This is a genomic window from Streptomyces sp. NPDC015130 (assembly GCF_043080005.1).
Taxonomy (GTDB): Bacteria; Actinomycetota; Actinomycetes; order Streptomycetales; family Streptomycetaceae; genus Streptomyces.
The window spans coordinates 148,011-167,792 of record NZ_JBIBVC010000011.1; the positions used below are offsets into that span (position 1 = coordinate 148,011).

Below are 19,782 nucleotides of genomic sequence, written 5' to 3' on the forward strand. Positions count from 1 at the left end.
CGGACCGATGACGCAGCCACCCCCGCCCCCGCCGAACCAGCCCCCGGATCCCCAGGGCGGCTTCGGCGCGCCCACGCCCCCGCCGCAGCAGCCGGGTTACGGCTACCCGCAGCAGCCCGAGCCGGGTTACGGGTACCCGCAGCAGCCCGACCCCGGTTACGGGTACCCGCAGCAGCCCCAGCAGCCCCAGCAGTCCCCGTACGGCTACCCGACGGCTCCGCAACAACAGCCCGTCCAGCCGCCGTACGGATATTCGGCCCCGCCGCTGGGGGCACCTCCCGGGCCGCAGGGCCCAGGGGGACAGCCCTACGGCGGTTTCCAGACCGCCCCGGTCCCGGCCGTGGCGCCCGGCGGCGGCAAGAAGCTGTCGGCACAGATGCAGATCGTGATCGCGGCGGCCGTCGCCGTCGTCCTGATCGTCGGTGCCGGCATCTGGTACGCCGGTTCCGAGGGCGACGAGGGCAAGAACGCCCAGCCGTCGACCTCCGCGGGCACCTCGCAGGGCTCGTCGCAGGGCGGTTCCGGCGGTGGCTCGCAGGGCACGGGTGGGGGCGGCAGCGAGAAGGCGCCGGCGCAGACGCAGGCGAAGATGACCTTCCAGCTGCCCAAGCCCGGGGTCCCGGACGTCACCGACGTCTCCGGCTCCTGGGTCACCGACAAGGCGTACGTGAAGACGGGCGTGAACTCGCTCGTCGCGTACGACCTCGCCAAGGGCACCCCGGTCTGGACCCTGCCGCTGACCGGTCAGATCTGCGGCACCTCGCGCCATCTGACGGCCGACAACAAGCTGGCGATCCTCTTCGAGGCCGCCAAGCGGGTCGCGCCGCGCTACTACCAGCAGTGCACCGAGGTCGGCGTGGTCGACCTCGGCACGGGCAAGCTGCTCTGGTCGACCTCGGTCACCGGTGGGTCCGCCGGCGACCAGAAGGCCCGGTTCGGCGAGGTCACGATCAGCGGGAAGACGGTCGCGGCCGGCGGCAACGACGGGGGCGCGGCCTTCGACATCGCCAACGGAAACCCGCGCTGGAAGCCGCAGGCCAACGACCAGGACTGCTTCGACCTGGGGTACGGCGGCGGCGCGGGTCTCGTCGCGGTCCGCAAGTGCGGTCCGTACGACACCCAGTACGTGCTGATCCAGAACCTCAACCCGATGACGGGCGCGCCGCTCTCGCAGTACAAGATGCCCGAGGGCGTGAAGTACGCGTCGGTCGTCTCCACCAAGCCGCTGGTCGTCGCGGCCGACGTCGGCGACAGCGCCGGTGACGGCAGCGGCATCTCGGACTTCTTCTCCCTGGACGAGAAGACCGGCAAGCTGAAGGCGAAGATCACGGCGGACGCCGACCAGTACGCGGGCCGCTGCCGCTCGACGAAGGTCGAGTCCTGCACGAAGGTCCTCGTCGGCAACAACCGCCTGTACGTGCCGACCGAGGAGCACGAGGGCGCCAGCGGCGAGTACGGCGACGAGACCAACGAGGTCATCGCCTTCGACCTGGCCACGGGGCGGACGGCGCCGGAGAAGGCGGACGCGGGGGACAAGTACACGCTGGTCCCGCTCCGCATGGACGGCGGCAGCCTCATCGCCTACAAGGCCCCGCCGTACAACGAGGGCGGTCGGATCGTCTCGATCGACGGCGTCACCATGAAGGAGACCCTCCTCCTGGAGAACCCGGCGGACGCCACGGTCAACGACATCGAGAACACCTTCTCCCCGGACTACTCGGAGATCCTGTACCGCGACGGAAGGCTGTTCATGTCCGCCATGATTCTCTCCAAGCCGCGGGCGTCGGCATCACCGGCAGACAAGGAGCCTCTGGCGGTGTCGTACAGCACCCGCTGACACCTCGGAGCACTCGCCGCGCGGCCCGGCGCATCGGTTCACACCGATGCGCCGGGCCGTTTGCGTGGCTCGTGGGCTGGTGAGGAATTCGAGGTCGAGCGGGCCGTGCCGGGTGTCGGCGGGCCCGGAGGATGGGGGATGACCGGGATGGGCGTACGCCTCGTGGTGGTCGACGACCACCGACTGCTCGCCGAGGCGCTGGCCTCGGCGCTGAAGCTGCGCGGGCACCGGGTGCTCGCGGCGGCGGCGCCGGTGGCGGGGGCGGCGGAGCTCGTGGTGGCCCGGGCGCCGGAGGTGTGCCTGCTGGGGACGGCGGCCCCGGCCGAGCCCGGCGCCTTCGACGTGGTCGCCCGGATCAAGCGGGAGCGGCCGCAGGTGGCCGTGGTGGTGCTGGGTCCCGTGCCCTCGCCGCGCGGGATCGCGGCGGCGTTCGCGGCCGGGGCCTCGGGGTACGTCCGGCACGACGAGCGCATCGAGGGCGTCGAGCGGGCGCTCGTGAAGGCCCGGGCGGGGGAGACGGCGGTGGCGCCGCAGCTGCTCCAGTCGGCGTTCGCGGAGCTGCTCAACCCGGCGGTGCGGCCGGACGACGAGGGGCAGCGGCTGCTGCGGCTGCTGACGCAGCGGGAGGTGGAGGTCCTCGTCCGGGTCGCGGAGGGCGAGGACACCCGGCTGATCGCGGCGGGGATGCGGATCGCGCCGAGCACGGCGCGGACGCACGTCCAGCGGGTCCTGATGAAGCTGGGCGTCGGTTCGCGGCTGGAGGCGGCGGCGCTCGCGGCCCGCACGGGGCTGCTCGACCGGGCGGTGCCGGTCCAGCGGGGCACCCTTCCGTAACCCTTCGATCAGATGCCGGTCCAGCGGGGGGCCCGCCTTTAACCCTTCGGTCAGATGTCCGACAGGTGGTCGTCCGGGTGTCCGGGCGGGCTTCGGCATTGACGGCGATGTTTGGATGTGGTTCTTTGTGCGTGGTTCTGTTTGATCCTGCCCGGAGGGCACCCTCGTGAAGAAGACCGTCACCGCGCTCGCCGACGGGCGCGAGCTGATCTACTACGACTCGCGCGACGACGCCGTCCGCGACGCCGTCGACCCGCGCCCCCTCACCCCCGTCGTCTCCCGCTCCGAGATCCGGCACGACGAGCTCACCGGCGACCCCGTCGCCGTCGCCTCGCACCGGCAGGCCCGCACCTACCGGCCGCCGGCCGACGCCTGCCCGCTCTGCCCCGGCCGGGACGGACGCGAGAGCGAGATCCCCGCCGCGGACTACGAAGTGGTGGTCTTCGAGAACCGCTTCCCCTCCCTCTCCGGCGGCGTCGGCCGCTGCGAGGTCGTCTGCTTCACCGACGACCACACCGCCTCCTTCGCCGACCTCACCGAGGAGCGGGCCCGCCTCGTCCTCGACGCCTGGACCGACCGGACCGCCGAACTCTCCGCGCTGCCCGGCGTCGAACAGGTCTACTGCTTCGAGAACCGCGGCCAGGAGATCGGCGTCACCCTGCCCCACTCGCACGGCCAGATCTACGCCTTCCCGTACGTGACGCCCCGCACCGCCCAGATGCGCCGCCGCCTCGACGAGCACCGCGCGGCGACCGGCCGGAACCTCTTCGACGACGTCGTCGCCCGGGAGCGGGCCGACGGCGAGCGGATCGTCCTGGAGACCGAGCACTGGACCGCCTTCGTGCCGTACGCGGCCCACTGGCCGTACGAGGTCCACCTGCACCCCAGGCGCCGGGTGCCCGACCTGCTCGCCCTCGACGAGGCCGCCCGCACAGAGTTCGCACAGGTCTACCTGGAACTCTTGAGGCGCTTCGACCGGCTCTTCGGCCCGGACGAGCCGCCGACGCCCTACATCGCCGCCTGGCACCAGGCGCCGCTCACGGACGCCCGGCGCGAGGACTTCGGACTGCACCTGGAGCTTTTCACCGTCCGACGGGCCTCCGGCAAGCTGAAGTTCCTCGCGGGCACCGAGTCCGGCATGGGCGCGTTCATGAACGACGTACGGCCGGAGGACGCGGCCCGAAGCATCCGAGAGGTGGCGAGCGCGTGACCACGACAGCGAAGAAGTACCTGGTGACCGGTGGGGCCGGGTACGTGGGCAGCGTGGTCGCCGCCCACCTCCTGGAGCGGGGCCACCGGGTCACCGTCCTCGACGACCTCTCCACCGGCTTCGCCGAAGGCGTCCCGGAGGGCGCCGAGTTCATCGAGGGCCGCGTCCAGGACGCCGCGAAGTGGCTGGACGGGTCCTACGAAGGCGTCCTGCACTTCGCCGCCTTCTCCCAGGTCGGCGAGTCCGTCGCCCGGCCCGAGAAGTACTGGGACAACAACGTCGGCGGCACCATGGCCCTGCTCGCCGCCATGCGCACGGCCGGGGTGCGCCGCCTCGCCTTCTCCTCCACCGCCGCGACCTACGGCGAGCCCGAGTCGGTACCGATCACCGAGACCGCGCCGACCGCCCCGACCAGTCCGTACGGCGCGAGCAAGCTGGCCGTCGACCACATGATCGGCGGGGAGTGCGCCGCGCACGGCCTGGCCGCCGTCTCGCTGCGCTACTTCAACGTGGCCGGGGCGTACGGCCCGCTCGGCGAGCGCCACGCCCCCGAGTCCCACCTGATCCCGCTCGTCCTCCAGGTCGCCCTCGGCGAGCGCGCGGCCATCTCCGTGTACGGCGACGACTACCCGACCCCGGACGGCACCTGCGTCCGCGACTACATCCACGTCGCCGACCTCGCCGAGGCCCACCTCCTGGCCCTCGACGCCATGACCGCGGAGTCCGTTCCCTCCGGCGAGCACCTGATCTGCAACCTCGGCAACGGCAACGGCTTCTCCGTCCGCGAGGTCGTCGAGACCGTACGGAAGGTCACCGGGCACCCGATCCCGGAGACCGCCGCCGAGCGCCGCCCCGGCGACCCGGCCGCCCTGGTCGCCTCCGCCGACGCCGCCCGCGAACGGCTCGGCTGGACGCCGTCCCGCCCGGACCTGGCGGACGTCGTCGCCGACGCCTGGGCCTTCGCCCGCCGATCCCCCGGGGAGGGCGCGTGAGCGTCGCCGCCGACTTCGAGGCGCTGTACGGCGCCGCCCCCGACGGGGTGTGGGCCGCCCCCGGGCGGGTCAACCTCATCGGGGAGTACACCGACTTCAACGACGGCTTCGTGCTGCCGCTCGCCCTGCCGCACACCGCCGTCGCCGCCGTCTCCCGCCGGGACGACGGAGTCCTCCGCCTGCACTCCGCCGACGTCGACGGCGGGATCGTCCACCTGGACGTCGAGGAGCTCGAACCGCTCTCCGGCGGCGGCTGGGCCGCCTACCCGGCCGGCGTCGTCTGGGCGCTGCGGGAGGCCGGGCACCCGGTGACGGGCGCGGACGTCCACCTCGCCTCGACCGTGCCGACGGGCGCCGGGCTCTCCTCCTCGGCGGCCCTGGAGGTCGTCACGGCCCTCGCCCTGAACGACCTCTTCGGCCTCGGGCTCTCCCGGCCCGAGCTCGCGCGGCTCGCCCAGCGCGCGGAGAACGCCTTCGTCGGCGTCCCCTGCGGCGTCATGGACCAGATGGCCTCCGCCTGCGCGGAGGAGGGGCACGCCCTCCACCTGGACACCCGCGACCTCTCGTACCGTCAGGTCCCCTTCGACCTGGCCCGCGAGGGGCTCCGGCTGCTCGTCGTCGACACCCGGGTGAAACACGCGCTCGGGGACGGCGCGTACGCGGAGCGGCGCGCCGGCTGCGAAGCGGGTGCGCGGGCGCTCGGCGTGCGCGCCCTGCGTGACGTGAGCACCGCGCATCTGCCCGAATCGCTCGCACGCCTGAGCGACGATACGGTTCTGCGCTACGTCCGGCACGTCGTCACCGACAACGCCCGGGTGGAGCGGGTGATCGCGCTCCTCGACGCCGGGGACACCCGCGCCGTCGGCCCGGTCCTCACCGAGGGGCACGCCTCCCTCCGGGACGACCTCCGCGTCTCCTGCCCCGAGCTGGACCTCGTGGTCGAGGCGGCCAACGCGGCCGGGGCGCTCGGCGCCCGGATGACCGGCGGCGGCTTCGGCGGCTCGGCCGTCGTCCTCGTCGGGACCGACCGGGCGGAGGCGGTCGCCGCGGCCGTCGGGAAGGCCTTCGCCGAGGCGGGGTACGCGGCCCCGGGGATCTTCCCGGCCGTACCCGCGGAGGGCGCGCGCCGCCTCTGAACCCGTCGTACAAACAGACGACTTCGCACAGTTCCGCCAAACGGCCCCCGCGGTGACGCCCTGCCCCTACTGTGTGGGACGGCGCCGGTGGGGGCCGGTGCTGTTCAGGGGTCGAGCCCAGCCGGGTACGGCGCCGTGAGCGGGGTAACAGTCAACGCACGGCGGCGGCCGCGCGACCGACGGAACCCGCCTCCGGCGCCGTGCCCGCGCCGGTCCGTTCCTCGACACTTGGGGGTGTCCGTGGCACGTATCCGCGTCCTGGTGGTGGACGACCACCGCATCTTCGCCGAGTCGCTGGCCGCCGCTCTCGCGGCGGAACCCGACGTCGACGTCTCCGCCGCCGGCAGCGGCCCGGCCGCCCTGCGCTGTCTGGACCGCGGGGTCGCCGAGGGGCGCAGGTTCGACGTGCTGCTCGTCGACGCCGAGCTGGGCGCGGGTCCCGCGACCGCGGCGGCCGCCGCGGCACGCACGGCGCCGGACCAGGCGGAGCCCGTGGTCGACGGGATCGCGCTGGTCGCGGGGGTGCGCAGGGCCCAGCCCGCCGTCCGTACCGTCGTCCTCGCCGAGAAGGACGACCCCCGTCGGGCGGCGCTCGCCCTCCAGGCCGGGGCCTCCGGCTGGGTCGCGAAGGATTGCTCGCTGCAGCGCCTGCTCGCCGTGGTCCGGGGGGTGCTGCGGGACGAGACGCATCTGCCGCCCGCGCTGCTCACGGGCGTCCTGCGGGAGCTGACGGCGGCCCGCAAGCACCGCACGGACAGCGAGCGGCTCGTGGAGGCGCTGACCCCGCGCGAGCAGGAGGTGCTGCGCTGCATGGTCGCGGGCCTGGGCCGCAAGGCGGTCGCCGAGCGGCTCTTCCTCTCCCCGCACACCGTCCGTACGCACATGCAGAACGTGCTGGGGAAGCTGGGCGTCCACTCGACCCTGGCGGCGGTGGCACTGGCGCGCCGCGCGGGCGTCGGCCCGGCACCGCTGGACGGGCCCCTACCCGGGGATGTTGTCGAACGGGGCGGTCAGCCGGCGTAGCAGCGCGGCCAGTTCGCCGCGCTGGGCGCGGGAGAGCTGGGCCAGGATGGCGCGCTCCTGGGCGAGGAGCCCGGCGAGCGCCTCGTCGGCGCGGTCGCGGCCCTCGGGGGTGAGCCGGACGAGGACCCCGCGCCGGTCGCTGGGGTCGGGGAGCCGCTCGACCAGGCCCTTCTTGGTGAGCCGGTCGATGCGGTTGGTCATGGTGCCCGAGGTGACCAGAGTCTGTGTCAGGAGCTGACCGGGGGAGAGCTGGTAGGGCGCGCCGGCCCGGCGGAGCGAGGTGAGGACGTCGAACTCCCAGGGCTCCAGCTGGTGCTCGGAGAAGGCGAGCCGACGAGCGCGGTCGAGGTGCCGGGCGAGCCGCGAGACGCGGCTGAGCACCTCGAGCGGTTCCACGTCGAGGTCGGGGCGCTCGCGGCGCCATGCTGCGACCAGTCGGTCGACCTCGTCCTCCATGACGATCAGTGTAGAGGGTCTGTTGACATAAAGTCTCTTGGGTTCGAGTTTCTCAATATCAAGAATCTCGATTGCGAGATATATTTCAGCCAACTGTGGGGAAGAGACCCGGCCGGAACACCGTTCCGTTTCGGTAACTCGTTCCAGCAAGGGGGCTTCGAACATGCATTCCGTGGAATCTGCTGCACCGATCTGGGATCCGCAGCAGTACCTCCGTCACTCCGGCCACCGGACCAGGCCTTTCCTGGACCTGCTCGCCCGAATACCACGCCTTCCGGCCAAGGATCGGCCGGCCCGCATCGCCGACCTCGGGTGCGGCCCGGGGAACGTCACCGCACTCCTCGCCGAACACTGGTCCGACGCACACATCACCGGCTTCGACCTGTCGCCCGACATGCTGGAACGGGCCGAGAAGGACTGGTCCGGCACCACCCGGGGCGGCGGCTGGCTCGATTTCCGTCCCGCCGACGCCGCGCACTGGACACCGGCCGAACCCTACGACCTGATCGTCTCCAACGCGGCCCTCCAGTGGGTCCCCAACCACCCCGAGTCCTTCGCCGCCTGGATCGACGGGCTCCGCCCCGGCGGCACCCTCGCCTTCCAGGTGCCCGGCAACTTCGTCTCGCCCAGCCACGCCCTCATCGGCGAACTCTGCGACACCCCCGAGTGGCGCTCCCGCCTCGGCGACCAGGGCCGCCGCTTCGTCCACATCCTCGACGCGGCGGACTACCTCACCCGACTCACCGACCTCGGCTGCGAGACCGAGGTCTGGGAGACCACCTACTGCCGTCTCCTCCAGGGCGAGGACCCCGTCCTCGACTGGGTGATGGGCACGGCGCTGCGGCCCGTGCTCACGGCCCTGGGAGACGACCAGGCGGCGGTGGACGCCTTCCTCGCGCAGTACCGCACCCTGCTCCGCCAGGCCTACCCGCCGGGCCCGCACGGGACGGTCTTCCCGTTCCGCCGGGTGTTCGCCGTCGCACGCAAGCCGGCGTGAGTGCCTTAGCGTGCGGGAGCCCCGCACCGGAGTTCCGGTGCGGGGCTCCCGTGGCTCACCGCCGCGACAGGCCGGTACGGGCCTAGTACAGGTCGCTGTACGTCTGGTAGCCGTGGCCGATGTTCACCCGGGGGGTGAGGGTGGCGCGGGTGCCCGTGCCCAGGTACCGGTACAGGTCGCCCGCCGCGTTGACCGCGAGCAGGTCGGCCTTGCCGTCGCCGCTGAGATCGCCCGGCGCCACCAGCTTGTTGTAGGTGTTCCAGCCGCCGCCGAGGCTCTGGCGGCCGGCGAACGGAGCGGTCGCGGAGCCCGTGCCCTTGTACAGCCACAGGGTGCCGGAGCCGTCGCGGGCGAGCAGGTCCGCCCGGCCGTCGCCCGAGAAGTCGCCCGCGCCGAGGACGCGGTTGTACGCGCTCCAGCCGTCGCCGACCCGGATGCGGGAGCCGAGCTTCGTGCCCTGGCCGTTGCCGGGGTACAGGTACAGGACGCCGGTGCGGTCGCGGGCGAGCAGGTCGCCCTTGCCGTCGCCGGTCAGGTCGCCGGGGCCGGCGAGCAGGTTGTAGATCTGCCAGCCGCCGCCGAGGTCGGTGTTGCCGTTGTTGTACAGGCGGCCCTGGTAGACCTCCAGGACGTCGGCGAGGGTGCCCCAGTCCAGCGCGGAGACGTACGAGATGTTCGCGCCGGCCCAGCCGCCGGTGGTGCCGAACTGCTGGCGCGCGGTGGGCTTGCCGTTGTTCTGGTTGCGGTACTCGAAGAGCGTCCCGGCCTTGTCGCGGGCGAGGAACCCGTTCTTGCCGGCCGTGGGAAGGCTGCCGCCCTGGGCGAACTGGTCGACGTTGTTCCAGGTGCCCGTGAGCTTCACCCGCGTCGAGTACGAGCCGTTGCCGAGGCCGCTGTAGGCCCAGAGCACGCCGTCCTTGTCCCGGGCCAGAAGGTCGGCCTTGCCGTCGCCGTTGCGGTCGTCGGGGGCCACGATCTGGTTGTACGTGTTCCAGCCCTGGCCGAGCTCCCGGCGGGGCTTGAACGGCGCCGTCGGGTTGCCGGTGCTGCCGTAGAAGTACAGCTTGCCGTCCGTGGTCCGGGCCACGACGTCGCCGCGGCCGTCGCCGCTGTTGTCACCGATGCCGACGAGCTGGTCGTAGACGCCCCAGCCGGGCCCGAGCTTCACGCGGCCGGCGAAGGGCGCGGTCGTCACGCCGGTGGCCCGGTAGTAGTAGAGGTCGCCGTTGTACGCGCGGGCGAGCAGGTCGGCCTTGCCGTCGCCGCTGATGTCGCCGGGCGAGAAGACCTTGTTGTAGATGGTCCAGCCCTTGCCCGACCAGGTCAGCGTGCCCTTGGTCGCGGTCGACTCCGCGTACAGCCGGAGCACGCCGTCCTCGGCGAGCGAGAGCACCTCGGGCTTGCCCGTGCCGTTCTGGTCGCCGAGCGGGACGAGGTCGAAGTTCACCCGGATCTCGGCCGTCTCGAAGACGGTGGCCTCCGCCCCGTTGGAGGGCGCGACGTACGTCCAGCCGTTCCACTTGCGGTGGATCAGATCGGTCTTGCCGTCGCCGGTCACGTCGAACCGGGGCGTCACGACGGCCGCAGCGGCGGCGGCCCGGGCGGTGCCCGACTCCACGGCCGGCTGCGTCATGTCGAGCTTCGGCGTCGTCGTGTCACCGGTGTGCTGCTTCACGACGGGACGGGGGCCGGACTCGGCGACGGCGGGCGACGCGAGGATCATGCCGGCGGACAGGGCGAGAGCGGTGCACGTGGTGACACGGTGAGCACGCCCGAAGAATGCAGAACGCAAGAATCCCCCTGGGATGAGGAGGCCCGCACCGGGATTCCGGTGCGGGCCGGTCACTGACGGCGGTGCCGTCTACGACATGGTGTTGTAGGCCTGGAAGCCGTGGCCGATCGCGAGGCGGGCCGAGAACTTCGACGGGCCGGTGGTGAGGTAGCGGTACAGGTCGCCGGCCGCGGTCACACCGAGCAGGTCGGCCTTGCCGTCGGCGTTGAGGTCACCGGGGGCGACGAGCTGCTTGTACGTGCCCCAGCCGCTGCCGATCTTCACGCGCGTCTTGAACGGCGTGGTGGCGTTGCCGGATCCCGGGTACAGGTACAGGTCGCCGGTGGTGGTACGGGCCAGCAGGTCGGTCCGCCCGTCACCGGTGTAGTCGCCCGCGCCGAGGATCTTGTTGTACACGCCCCAGCCGCTGCCGACCTTGACGCGGCCGGAGAGGGCGTCGCCCTTGCCGTTGCCGCGGTAGATCCACAGGACGCCGGAGCCGTCGCGGGCGAGCAGGTCGCCCTTGCCGTCGCCGCTGAGGTCACCGGGGGCGACGAGGGTGTTGTACGCGTTCCAGCCGTAGCCGATGGGGGCGGAGTCGATCCAGAGCTCGCCGTCGGGGAAGACGAGACCGAGGTCGGAGGCGCCGTCCGCGTTCATCGAGGACAGGTTCGTGTGCTTCAGCCCGGTCCAGCCGCCCGCCTCGTCGATCATCACGCGCGCGTCCAGCTTGCCCGTGGTGGTGTTGGAGTACCAGTAGAGCGATCCGCCGGAGGTGCCCGCGTAGACGCCCTCCTTGCCGGTGTACGGGTTGTTGCCGGCGCCGGCGAACTGCGCGATGCCCTCCATGTCGCCGACCTCGCTGACCTGCTGGCGCGCGGCCAGGGTGCCGTCGCCGTTGCCGAGGTAGAAGAAGAGCGTGCCCTTGTTGTCCTGGGCCAGCAGGTCGCCGTCGCCGCCGGGCAGGATCTGGTTGTAGGCCCCCCAGCCGCCGCCGATCAGCTTCCGGCCGGCGAACGGAGAGGTCAGGCTGCCCGTGCCGGTGTAGAAGTACAGGTTGCCGGCGGTGTCGCGGGCGTACAGGTCGGCCCTGCCGTCGCCGTTGACGTCGTTGCCGCCCACGAGCTGGTCGTAGACGCCCCAGCCTCCGCCGATCAGCTTCCGGGCGCCGAGCGGCTTCGTCAGGTCGCCGGTGGCCAGGTACAGGTACAGCTGGCCGTCCAGGGTGCGGGCGACCACGTCGGCGAGGCCGTCCCCGTCCACGTCGCCGGGCGACACGACCTTGTTGTAGATCTGCCAGCCGCCGCCCACGACGAACTCGTACGGGGTGCCCGTCGGACCGGCGTCCTGGTACAGCGTCAGGGTGCCGTTCTCGGAGAGGACCAGCACCTCGGGCTCGGTGGTGTCACCGCCCTGGTCGCCGATCGGGACGATGTCCTTCGCGACGTCGTCGAGGCGGAAGAGCTCGAAGGGGTCCGCCGACGCGCTGGAGTACAGCTCGCCGTCCACGGCGCGGAAGATCAGGTCGTCGACGCCGTCCCCGTCCAGGTCGGAGAGGGACAGCGGCACGGCATCGGCCGCGGCGACGCCCGCGCGGGCGCCGTCCTGCTTCGGGAGCGTCAGCTTCGGAGGCGTGAAGGAGGGCCCCTCCTTCTCGGCCTTCTCGACCGACGGGCGCGGCGCCGGGGTCTCGGCGGAGGCCGTGCCCGTGAGGAGCATGCCGGCGGAGAGGGCGAGCGCGGTGCAGGCGGTGAGGCGGCGGGCACGCCGGGAGCGCAGGTTGAACAAGGAGATCCCCCCCAGGGAATCAGAGGTTCGAGGGAACCAGCCAGGGGGGTCCGTACGGCGTCGAACGGCGTCAGCGCAGGTCGCAGGACATGCGGAGACGACTTCGTTCGAGGGTCGGAGCATCCCCCCGGATGTTGAACACGAGTCTACCCAGGGGGCCGTCTTACGCCAGAGCTTTACTCAGGGAAACCAACCGAACCCGACCGTCCGGTCCGGTTCAGTTCTTGCGGTGCCCTATCAACCGCGGCTTCTGCTCCAGACCGTCCAGCCCGTGCCACGCCAGGTTCACCAGATGCGCCGCGACCTCCGCCTTGTCCGGCTTGCGGACGTCCAGCCACCACTGGCCCGTCAGCGCCACACTGCCGACCAGCGCCTGCGCGTACAGCGGGGCCAGCTTCGGGTCGAAGCCGCGGTTCTTGAACTCCATCCCGAGGATGTCCTCCACCTGCGTGGCGATGTCGCTGATGAGCGAGGCGAACGTGCCCGTCGACTGCGCCACCGGCGAATCCCGCACCAGGATCCGGAAACCGTCCGTGTAGTTCTCGATGTAGTCGAGCAGCGCGAACGCCGCCTGCTCCAGGAGCTCGCGCGGGTGGCCCGCGGTCAGCGCACCCGTCACCCCGTCCAGGAGCTGCCGCATCTCCCGGTCGACGACGACCGCGTACAGCCCCTCCTTGCCGCCGAAGTGCTCGTACACCACCGGCTTGGAGACCCCGGCCTTGGCCGCGATCTCCTCCACCGACGTGCCCTCGAAGCCCTTCTCGGCGAACAGCGTGCGCCCGATGTCGAGGAGCTGCTCGCGGCGCTCCGCGCCCGTCATCCTCACCCGGCGGCCACGCCGGGGCTTCCGCTCCGCGCCGTCACTGTCCGTGCTGCCGGTACCACTGGAACTGCCGTCGATCGCCACGCCTTCCATCATGCCGCTTCTGCCGACGTGCTCCGGCGCCGGGCTTCGATGCGCTCCTTCGCCGGCCAGCGCACGTCCGAGGCCCAGCCCGCCAGCTCGAACCAGCGGATCAGCCGCGCGGAGGAGTCGATCTGGCCGCGCAGCACCCCGTGCCGGGCCGAGGTCGGGTCCGCGTGGTGCAGGTTGTGCCAGGACTCGCCGCAGGACAGCACCGCGAGCCACCACACGTTGCCCGAGCGGTCACGCGACTTGAAGGGACGCTTGCCCACCGCGTGGCAGATCGAGTTGATCGACCAGGTCACGTGGTGCAGCAGCGCCACCCGGACCAGGGAGCCCCAGAAGAACGCCGTGAACGCGCCCCACCAGGACATCGTCACCAGACCGCCCACCAGCGGCGGGATCGCGAGCGACAGGATCGTGAAGGAGAGGAAGTGCCGCGAGATCCCCCGGAGCGCGGGGTCCTTGATCAGGTCCGGGGCGTACTTGTGCTGCGGGGTCCGCTCCTCGTCGAACATCCACCCGATGTGCGCCCACCACAGGCCCTTCATCAGGGCCGGGACCGTCTCGCCGAAGCGCCACGGCGAGTGCGGGTCGCCCTCGGCGTCCGAGAACTTGTGGTGCTTGCGGTGGTCCGCCACCCAGCGCACCAGCGGCCCCTCCACGGCCAGCGAACCCATGACCGCGAGCGCGATCCGCAGCGGCCGCTTCGCCTTGAAGGAACCGTGCGTGAAGTAGCGGTGGAAACCGACCGTGATCCCGTGGCAGCCGATGAAGTACATCGCCACCATCAGACCGAGATCCAGCCAGCTCACCCCCCAGCCCCAGGCCAGCGGCACCGCGGCGAGCAGCGCCACGAACGGCACCGTGATGAACAGCGCGAGCGCGACCTGCTCGGTCGAGCCCTTGCGGTCACCGCCCAGCGTGGCGAAAGGAAGGGCCGCGGCGCCGGCGGGCGCCTCGGGCGCCTCGGGCGTCGAGGTCACCTCGGGGCTGATGGTCATGGGTGTCCCCTGGGGGTGAGGGTGAGGGTGAAAGAGCGGAAACCTGAGCCGTGGCTACGCCTCCGTAACCTACGGCGTCGTAAGTATGGCAGTGCCGTGACGCGCGGCAAGGGGGCACGAGAGGGGCGTTGGCCACGCCGCCACGGCGGACACCTATCCTGGGTGCGTCGGACAGCGCGGTCCGCAAGCCTCCAGTACCCCTCCAGACGTGCTCAAACACTGCAAGGAGCCGCACCTGTGAGCAGTGCCGACCAGACCCCCACCGCCAGCGCCGAGCTGCGCGCCGACATCCGCCGACTGGGCGACCTCCTCGGCGAGACCCTCGTCCGCCAGGAAGGCCACGAACTCCTCGACCTCGTCGAGCAGGTCCGCGGCCTCACCCGCGAGGACGGCGAAGCCGCCGCCGAGCTGCTCCGGGGCGTCGAGCTGGAGACCGCAGCCAAGCTGGTGCGCGCCTTCTCCACCTACTTCCACCTGGCCAACGTCACCGAGCAGGTCCACCGGGGCCGCGAGATGCGCGAGAAGCGCGCCGCCGAGGGCGGCCTCCTCGCCCGCACCGCCGACATGCTCAAGGACGGCGACCCCGAGCACGTACGCGAGACGGTCAAGAACCTCAACGTGCGCCCGGTCTTCACCGCGCACCCCACCGAGGCCGCCCGCCGCTCCGTCCTCAACAAGCTGCGCCGGATCGCCGCCCTCCTGGAGACCCCGGTCGTCGAGGTCGACCGGCGCCGCCTCGACCTGCGGCTCGCCGAGAACATCGACCTCATCTGGCAGACCGACGAACTCCGGGTCGTCCGCCCCGAGCCCGCCGACGAGGCCCGCAACGCCATCTACTACCTCGACGAGCTGCACGCCGGCGCCGTCGGTGACGTCCTGGAGGACCTCGCCGCCGAGCTGGACCGCGTCGGCGTCGAACTGCCCGCCGGCACGCGCCCGCTGACCTTCGGCACCTGGATCGGCGGCGACCGCGACGGCAACCCGAACGTCACCCCGCAGGTGACCTGGGACGTCCTGATCCTCCAGCACGAGCACGGCATCACCGACGCCCTCGAACTCGTCGACCACCTGCGCGGACTCCTCTCCAACTCCATCCGCTACGCCGGAGCCACCCAGGAACTCCTGGACTCCCTCCAGCGCGACCTGGAGCTCCTCCCGGAGATCAGCCCCCGCTACAAGCGCCTCAACGCCGAGGAGCCGTACCGGCTCAAGGCCACCTGCATCCGGCAGAAGCTCGTCAACACCCGCGCGCGCCTCGCCTCCGGCACCCCCCACCAGGACGGCCGCGACTACCTCGGCACCGCCGAGCTGATCCACGACCTCACCCTGATCCAGACCTCGCTGCGCGAGCACCGCGGCGGCCTCTTCGCCGACGGCCGGATGGACCGCACCATCCGCACCCTGTCGGCCTTCGGCCTCCAGCTCGCCACCATGGACGTCCGCGAGCACGCCGACGCCCACCACCACGCCCTCGGCCAGCTCTTCGACCGCCTCGGCGAGGAGTCCTGGCGGTACGCGGACATGCCCCGCGACTACCGGCAGAAGCTGCTCGCCAAGGAGCTGCGCTCGCGCCGCCCGCTCGCCCCGACCCCGGCCCCGCTGGACGCCGCCGGCGAGAAGACCCTCGGTGTCTTCCACACCGTCAAGCAGGCCTTCGAGCGCTTCGGTCCCGAGGTCATCGAGTCGTACATCATCTCGATGTGCCAGGGCGCCGACGACGTCTTCGCCGCCGCCGTCCTCGCCCGCGAGGCCGGCCTGATCGACCTGCACGCCGGCTGGGCCAAGATCGGCATCGTGCCGCTCCTGGAGACCACCGACGAGCTCAAGGCCGCCGACGTCATCCTCAACGACATGCTGGCCGACCCCTCCTACCGCCGTCTGGTCTCGCTCCGCGGCGACGTCCAGGAGGTCATGCTCGGCTACTCGGACTCCTCCAAGTTCGGCGGCATCACCACGAGCCAGTGGGAGATCCACCGCGCCCAGCGCAGGCTCCGCGACGTCGCCCACCGCTACGGCGTGCGGCTGCGCCTCTTCCACGGCCGCGGCGGCACCGTCGGCCGCGGCGGCGGCCCCTCGCACACCGCGATCCTCGCGCAGCCCTGGGGCACCCTGGAGGGCGAGATCAAGGTGACCGAGCAGGGCGAGGTCATCTCCGACAAGTACCTGATCCCGTCCCTCGCCCGCGAGAACCTCGAACTGACCGTCGCGGCCACGCTGCAGGCCTCCGCCCTGCACACCTCCCCGCGCCAGTCCGACGAGGCCCTCGCCCGCTGGGACGCGGCCATGGACACCGTCTCGGACGCCGCGCACACCGCGTACCGCGAGCTCGTCGAGGACCCCGGCCTGCCGGCGTACTTCCTCGCCTCCACCCCCGTCGACCAGCTCGCCGACCTGCACCTGGGCTCACGGCCCGCCCGCCGCCCCGGCTCGGGCGTCTCCCTCGACGGACTCCGCGCCATCCCCTGGGTGTTCGGCTGGACCCAGTCCCGCCAGATCGTCCCCGGCTGGTTCGGCGTCGGCTCCGGCCTCAAGGCCCTGCGCGAGGCCGGTCTCGACCCGGTCCTCGGCGAGATGTACGAGCGCTGGCACTTCTTCCGCAACTTCCTCTCCAACGTCGAGATGACGCTCGCGAAGACCGACCTGCGGATCGCCCGCCACTACGTCGACACCCTGGTCCCCGACGACCTCAAGCACGTCTTCGCCACCATCGAGGCCGAGCACGCGCTGACCGTCGCCGAGGTCCTCAAGGTCACCGGCGGCGAGAAGCTCCTGGACTCCAACCCGGTGCTCCAGCAGACCTTCGCCATCCGCGACGCCTACCTGGACCCGATCTCCTACCTCCAGGTCGCCCTCCTGGCCCGCCAGCGCGGTGCCGCCGAGCGCGGCGAGGACCCGGACCCGCTGCTCGCCCGCGCCCTGCTCCTCACCGTGAACGGTGTCGCGGCGGGCCTGCGCAACACCGGCTGACCCGGACCGCACACACGACGGTGCCCCCGCCGGAATCCTCGGACTCCGGCGGGGGCACCGTCATGACGGGGTACGTCAGTGCTGCTGCGCCTTGCGACGGCGGGTCACCAGGAACGCGCCGGCGCCCGCGAGGGCCACGGCGACGGCGGCGAGGATGCCGACCGGGGCACTGGAGCCGGTCTCGGCGAGGTCGCCCTCACCCGTGGAACCGGTGGAGCCCGTGGAACCGGCACCGGAGGTCTCACCGGCCGGGGCGGTCACGGACGGGCTGCCGGACGGCGCCGGGGACTCGGAGCCGGCGGGCGTCGACTCGGTCGGAGCCGGCGTCTCGGTGCCGGGGGTCTCCGTGCCGGGCGTCTCGGTACCGGGGGTCTCGGTACCGGGCGTCTCCGTGCCGGGGGTCTCGGTACCGGGGGTCTCCGTGACCGGAGGCGTGGTCTCGACCGGGGGAGTGGTCTCCACCGGCGGAGTCGTCTCGACCGGGGTGGCCGGGCAGGTGTGGGACAGGTTGAACCAGCCCTGCTTGACCGGGGCGCTGACCTCGGCCGAGGCGGCGACCAGCTTGGCGCCCGGCTCGGACACGGCGTAGGCGTGCTTGTCGCTCGGCGGGCCGAAGACCGTGATGACCTGCTCGCCGCCCGGCTCGAACTTCACGGTCAGCTTGGTGAACACGGCGGAGTCGCCCTTGCCGCTGCCCGGGAGCACGAAGTGCCAGCCGTCCTTGTCGGACGGAACCGGCGGGCACTCGCCCTTCGACTCGAACTCCCCGGCGGTGATCGGGAGGTCCTCGACCTGGTGCAGCGGCAGCGGCGGCTGCTCGGACGCGGAAGCGACCGGGGCGAGTACGAGGGAGCCGGCAAGGGCCGCGACCAGCGCGCCGGCGGAAATCAGGGAACGTCGCATGTGCAGTCGTCCATCTGTGGGAAAAGGGTTGCCCGTGGGAGGTGGCGGGGGCAGCCTATCCGCCGCTTTAGGTCACCCTTAACCCAGAGGTCCGTAACGATCGCGCCGGGAACCGCCGGAGCCTGTCAGAGCGTCAGGAACGCTGCCACCAACAGCACTCCACCCGCGCCCGCGACCGACCACGCCGTCCGCGTCATCCGCAGGCCGCCGCCGATCACCGGCGCCGCGAGCAGCAGCGCCCCGCCCAGCGGCAGCCACGCGTGCAGCCCGCCGCCCCAGCCCGTCCGCACGCCCTCGTCCGTGCCCGGCTTCACCACCACCGGGATCGTCACGCCCTTCTCCGCCGCGACCGAGGCCGCGATCGTCAGCGTCCGCCGGGGCGACGACGGATCCTCGGAGGCGTACGTACCGCTGCACCTCTCCTCCGTGCAGCCGGTCACCGTCAGCGTCCCGTGCTCGCGGCCCTTGGCGAGCAGGACGTGCTGGGCGGAATCCCACGACGCCCACGCACCCCCGACGACGAGGAGCAGGGCGACCAGGGCCATGGCGGCGTTACGGACGTGCGTCATGACCCGCGATCGTACAGTCGTACGTCCGGATGACCAGTCCTAGGAGTTGTACGCGGACTGGGCCCGCTCCAGGCCCTCCGCGAGCAGGCACTCCACCGAGTCCGCCGCCCGGTCCACGAACCAGTCCAGGTCCTTGCGCTCCGTCGAGGAGAAGTCCTTCAGGACGAAGTCCGCGACCTGCATCCGGCCCGGCGGACGCCCGATGCCGCACCGCACCCGGTGGTACTCGGGACCCATGGCCTTCGTCATCGACTTCAGACCGTTGTGCCCGTTGTCGCCGCCGCCGATCTTCAGCCGCAGCACCGCGTAGTCGATGTCCAGCTCGTCGTGGATCGCCACCACGTGCGCCGTCGGCACCTTGTAGAAGTCACGCAGCGCCGTCACCGGACCGCCCGACAGGTTCATGTACGACATCGGCTTCGCGAGGATCACCCGGCGGCTCGAAGGCCCCGGAGGCCCCATCCGGCCCTCCACGACCTGCGCCTGGGCCTTCTGCGCCCGCTTGAACGAGCCGCGGATCCGCTCGGCCAGCAGGTCCACGACCATGAAGCCGATGTTGTGGCGGTTGGCCGCGTACTCCGGCCCCGGGTTGCCGAGGCCGACGATCAGCCAGGGGGCGTTGGCGTCGTCCGTCATCGCGTCAGGTCTCCTCGTTCTTCCGTACAAGAGATCCGTACAAGAGATCCGTGCAAGAGAAACGGGGTGACGGGCCGTACGGCCCGTCACCCCGTCACGTCAGGCAGAGCCTACGGCTCAGGCCTCCGCACCCTCGGTGGCCTCGGCCTCGGCGGCCGGCTCCTCGGCCTGCGCGGCCAGGACCTGCAGGACGACGGCGTCGGCGTCGGTGACCAGGGTCACGCCGGCCGGCAGGGTGATGGCGCCGGCGAGGACGGAGGCACCGGCCTCCAGGCCCTCGACGGAGACCGAGACGGCCTCGGGGAGGTGGGTGGCCTCGGCCTCGACGGAGAGCGTGTTGAGCACGTGCTCCAGCAGGTTGCCACCGGCGGCGAGCTCACCCTCGGCCTGGACCGGGACCTCGACGGTGACCTTCTCGCCGCGCTTCACGAGGAGCAGGTCGACGTGGACCAGCGAGCCCTTGATGGCCTCACGCTGGACGGCCTTCGGGATCGCCAGCTCGTTCTTGCCCTCGATGTCCAGGGAGAGCAGGACGTTCGGCGTACGCAGCGCCATGCCGAGCTCGTGGGCCGGGAGGGAGATGTGGACCGGGTCCGAGCCGTGGCCGTAGAGGACCGTGGGGACCAGGGAGTCACGACGGAGCTGGCGGGAAGCACCCTTGCCGAACTCGGTACGGACGGAAGCGGCGAGCTTGACCTCGGACATGTTGCACTCCTCGTAGAAGGTGACGAACAAAGTGGTCACCCGGCCACGAC

The 19,782-nt window shown here is 72.0% G+C and carries 16 protein-coding genes and 1 pseudogene; 8 read left to right on the forward strand and 9 right to left on the reverse strand.

Annotated elements, in window-relative coordinates:
* The first annotated feature begins 7 nt into the window (after positions 1–7).
* The 6 genes from ACF08F_RS23605 (at position 8) to ACF08F_RS23630 (ending at position 7,032) form a co-directional block, all read left to right on the forward strand.
* Positions 8–1,837 carry a PQQ-binding-like beta-propeller repeat protein gene (locus tag ACF08F_RS23605; RefSeq protein ID WP_392300511.1) on the forward strand — a complete coding sequence of 610 codons (1,830 nt, stop codon included), beginning with the start codon at positions 8–10 and terminating at the stop codon, positions 1,835–1,837.
* A 147-nt stretch (positions 1,838–1,984) separates the two neighbouring features.
* Complete coding sequence (locus ACF08F_RS23610) at positions 1,985–2,671, forward strand: response regulator transcription factor (protein ID WP_392300622.1); 687 nt, start codon at positions 1,985–1,987, stop codon at positions 2,669–2,671.
* A 166-nt stretch (positions 2,672–2,837) separates the two neighbouring features.
* On the forward strand, positions 2,838–3,881 hold the full coding sequence (galT, locus tag ACF08F_RS23615) for a galactose-1-phosphate uridylyltransferase (protein ID WP_392300512.1): 1,044 nt from the start codon (positions 2,838–2,840) through the stop codon (positions 3,879–3,881).
* On the forward strand, positions 3,878–4,873 hold the full coding sequence (gene galE, locus ACF08F_RS23620; RefSeq protein WP_392300513.1) for a UDP-glucose 4-epimerase GalE: 996 nt from the start codon (positions 3,878–3,880) through the stop codon (positions 4,871–4,873). Before galT ends, galE begins: the two co-directional genes overlap by 4 nt.
* Positions 4,870–6,009 (forward strand): galactokinase, encoded by a 1,140-nt coding sequence (galK, locus tag ACF08F_RS23625; RefSeq protein WP_392300514.1) that lies wholly within the window; start codon positions 4,870–4,872, stop codon positions 6,007–6,009. The genes galE and galK overlap by 4 nt, the downstream gene beginning before the upstream one ends.
* 240 nt (positions 6,010–6,249) lie before the next feature.
* On the forward strand, positions 6,250–7,032 hold the full coding sequence (locus ACF08F_RS23630) for a LuxR C-terminal-related transcriptional regulator (RefSeq protein WP_392300515.1): 783 nt from the start codon (positions 6,250–6,252) through the stop codon (positions 7,030–7,032).
* On the opposite strand, the gene ACF08F_RS23635 is transcribed toward ACF08F_RS23630, so the two are convergent.
* A complete protein-coding gene (locus ACF08F_RS23635) occupies positions 6,991–7,488 on the reverse strand; it encodes a MarR family winged helix-turn-helix transcriptional regulator (protein ID WP_017241145.1) in 498 nt (165 codons plus the stop codon). The two genes, ACF08F_RS23630 and ACF08F_RS23635, sit on opposite strands and share 42 nt — an antisense overlap.
* 163 nt (positions 7,489–7,651) lie before the next feature.
* Between ACF08F_RS23635 and ACF08F_RS23640 the strand changes: the two genes are divergently transcribed.
* Positions 7,652–8,485, forward strand: a complete 834-nt coding sequence (locus tag ACF08F_RS23640) for a trans-aconitate 2-methyltransferase (RefSeq protein ID WP_392300516.1) — start codon at positions 7,652–7,654, stop codon at positions 8,483–8,485.
* Between the two features lie 82 nt (positions 8,486–8,567).
* Here ACF08F_RS23640 and ACF08F_RS23645 read toward each other — a convergent pair whose 3' ends face one another.
* The 4 genes and pseudogenes from ACF08F_RS23645 to ACF08F_RS23660 form a co-directional block, all read right to left on the reverse strand.
* Positions 8,568–10,277: an FG-GAP repeat domain-containing protein gene (locus ACF08F_RS23645; RefSeq protein ID WP_392300517.1), complete on the reverse strand. Its 1,710-nt coding sequence runs from the start codon at positions 10,275–10,277 to the stop codon at positions 8,568–8,570.
* 240 nt (positions 10,278–10,517) lie between these two features.
* Positions 10,518–12,167 (reverse strand): annotated as a pseudogene (locus ACF08F_RS23650) (FG-GAP repeat domain-containing protein); the annotation flags it as partial.
* A 94-nt stretch (positions 12,168–12,261) separates the two neighbouring features.
* Positions 12,262–12,963 (reverse strand): TetR/AcrR family transcriptional regulator, encoded by a 702-nt coding sequence (locus ACF08F_RS23655; protein WP_392300518.1) that lies wholly within the window; start codon positions 12,961–12,963, stop codon positions 12,262–12,264.
* Positions 12,960–13,952 carry an acyl-CoA desaturase gene (locus tag ACF08F_RS23660; protein ID WP_392300519.1) on the reverse strand — a complete coding sequence of 331 codons (993 nt, stop codon included), beginning with the start codon at positions 13,950–13,952 and terminating at the stop codon, positions 12,960–12,962. Before ACF08F_RS23660 ends, ACF08F_RS23655 begins: the two co-directional genes overlap by 4 nt.
* A gap of 237 nt (positions 13,953–14,189) precedes the next feature.
* Here ACF08F_RS23660 and ppc point away from each other — a divergent pair, with 237 nt between their 5' ends.
* The gene (gene ppc, locus ACF08F_RS23665) at positions 14,190–16,919 is read left to right on the forward strand and encodes a phosphoenolpyruvate carboxylase (RefSeq protein WP_392300520.1); all 2,730 of its coding nucleotides are present in this window, start codon (positions 14,190–14,192) and stop codon (positions 16,917–16,919) included.
* A gap of 75 nt (positions 16,920–16,994) precedes the next feature.
* Here the strand turns inward: ppc and ACF08F_RS23670 are convergent, their stop codons facing one another.
* The 4 genes from ACF08F_RS23670 to ACF08F_RS23685 form a co-directional block, all read right to left on the reverse strand.
* Positions 16,995–17,822 carry an LPXTG cell wall anchor domain-containing protein gene (locus ACF08F_RS23670; RefSeq protein ID WP_392300521.1) on the reverse strand — a complete coding sequence of 276 codons (828 nt, stop codon included), beginning with the start codon at positions 17,820–17,822 and terminating at the stop codon, positions 16,995–16,997.
* Positions 17,823–17,947: 125 nt separating this feature from the next.
* On the reverse strand, positions 17,948–18,391 hold the full coding sequence (locus ACF08F_RS23675) for a hypothetical protein (RefSeq protein WP_392300522.1): 444 nt from the start codon (positions 18,389–18,391) through the stop codon (positions 17,948–17,950).
* 39 nt (positions 18,392–18,430) lie between these two features.
* Entirely contained in the window at positions 18,431–19,027 is a 597-nt protein-coding gene (gene pth, locus ACF08F_RS23680; protein WP_392300523.1) for an aminoacyl-tRNA hydrolase, read from the reverse strand.
* A 117-nt stretch (positions 19,028–19,144) separates the two neighbouring features.
* Positions 19,145–19,732 carry a 50S ribosomal protein L25/general stress protein Ctc gene (locus ACF08F_RS23685; RefSeq protein WP_392300623.1) on the reverse strand — a complete coding sequence of 196 codons (588 nt, stop codon included), beginning with the start codon at positions 19,730–19,732 and terminating at the stop codon, positions 19,145–19,147.
* Positions 19,733–19,782: the final 50 nt, after the last annotated feature.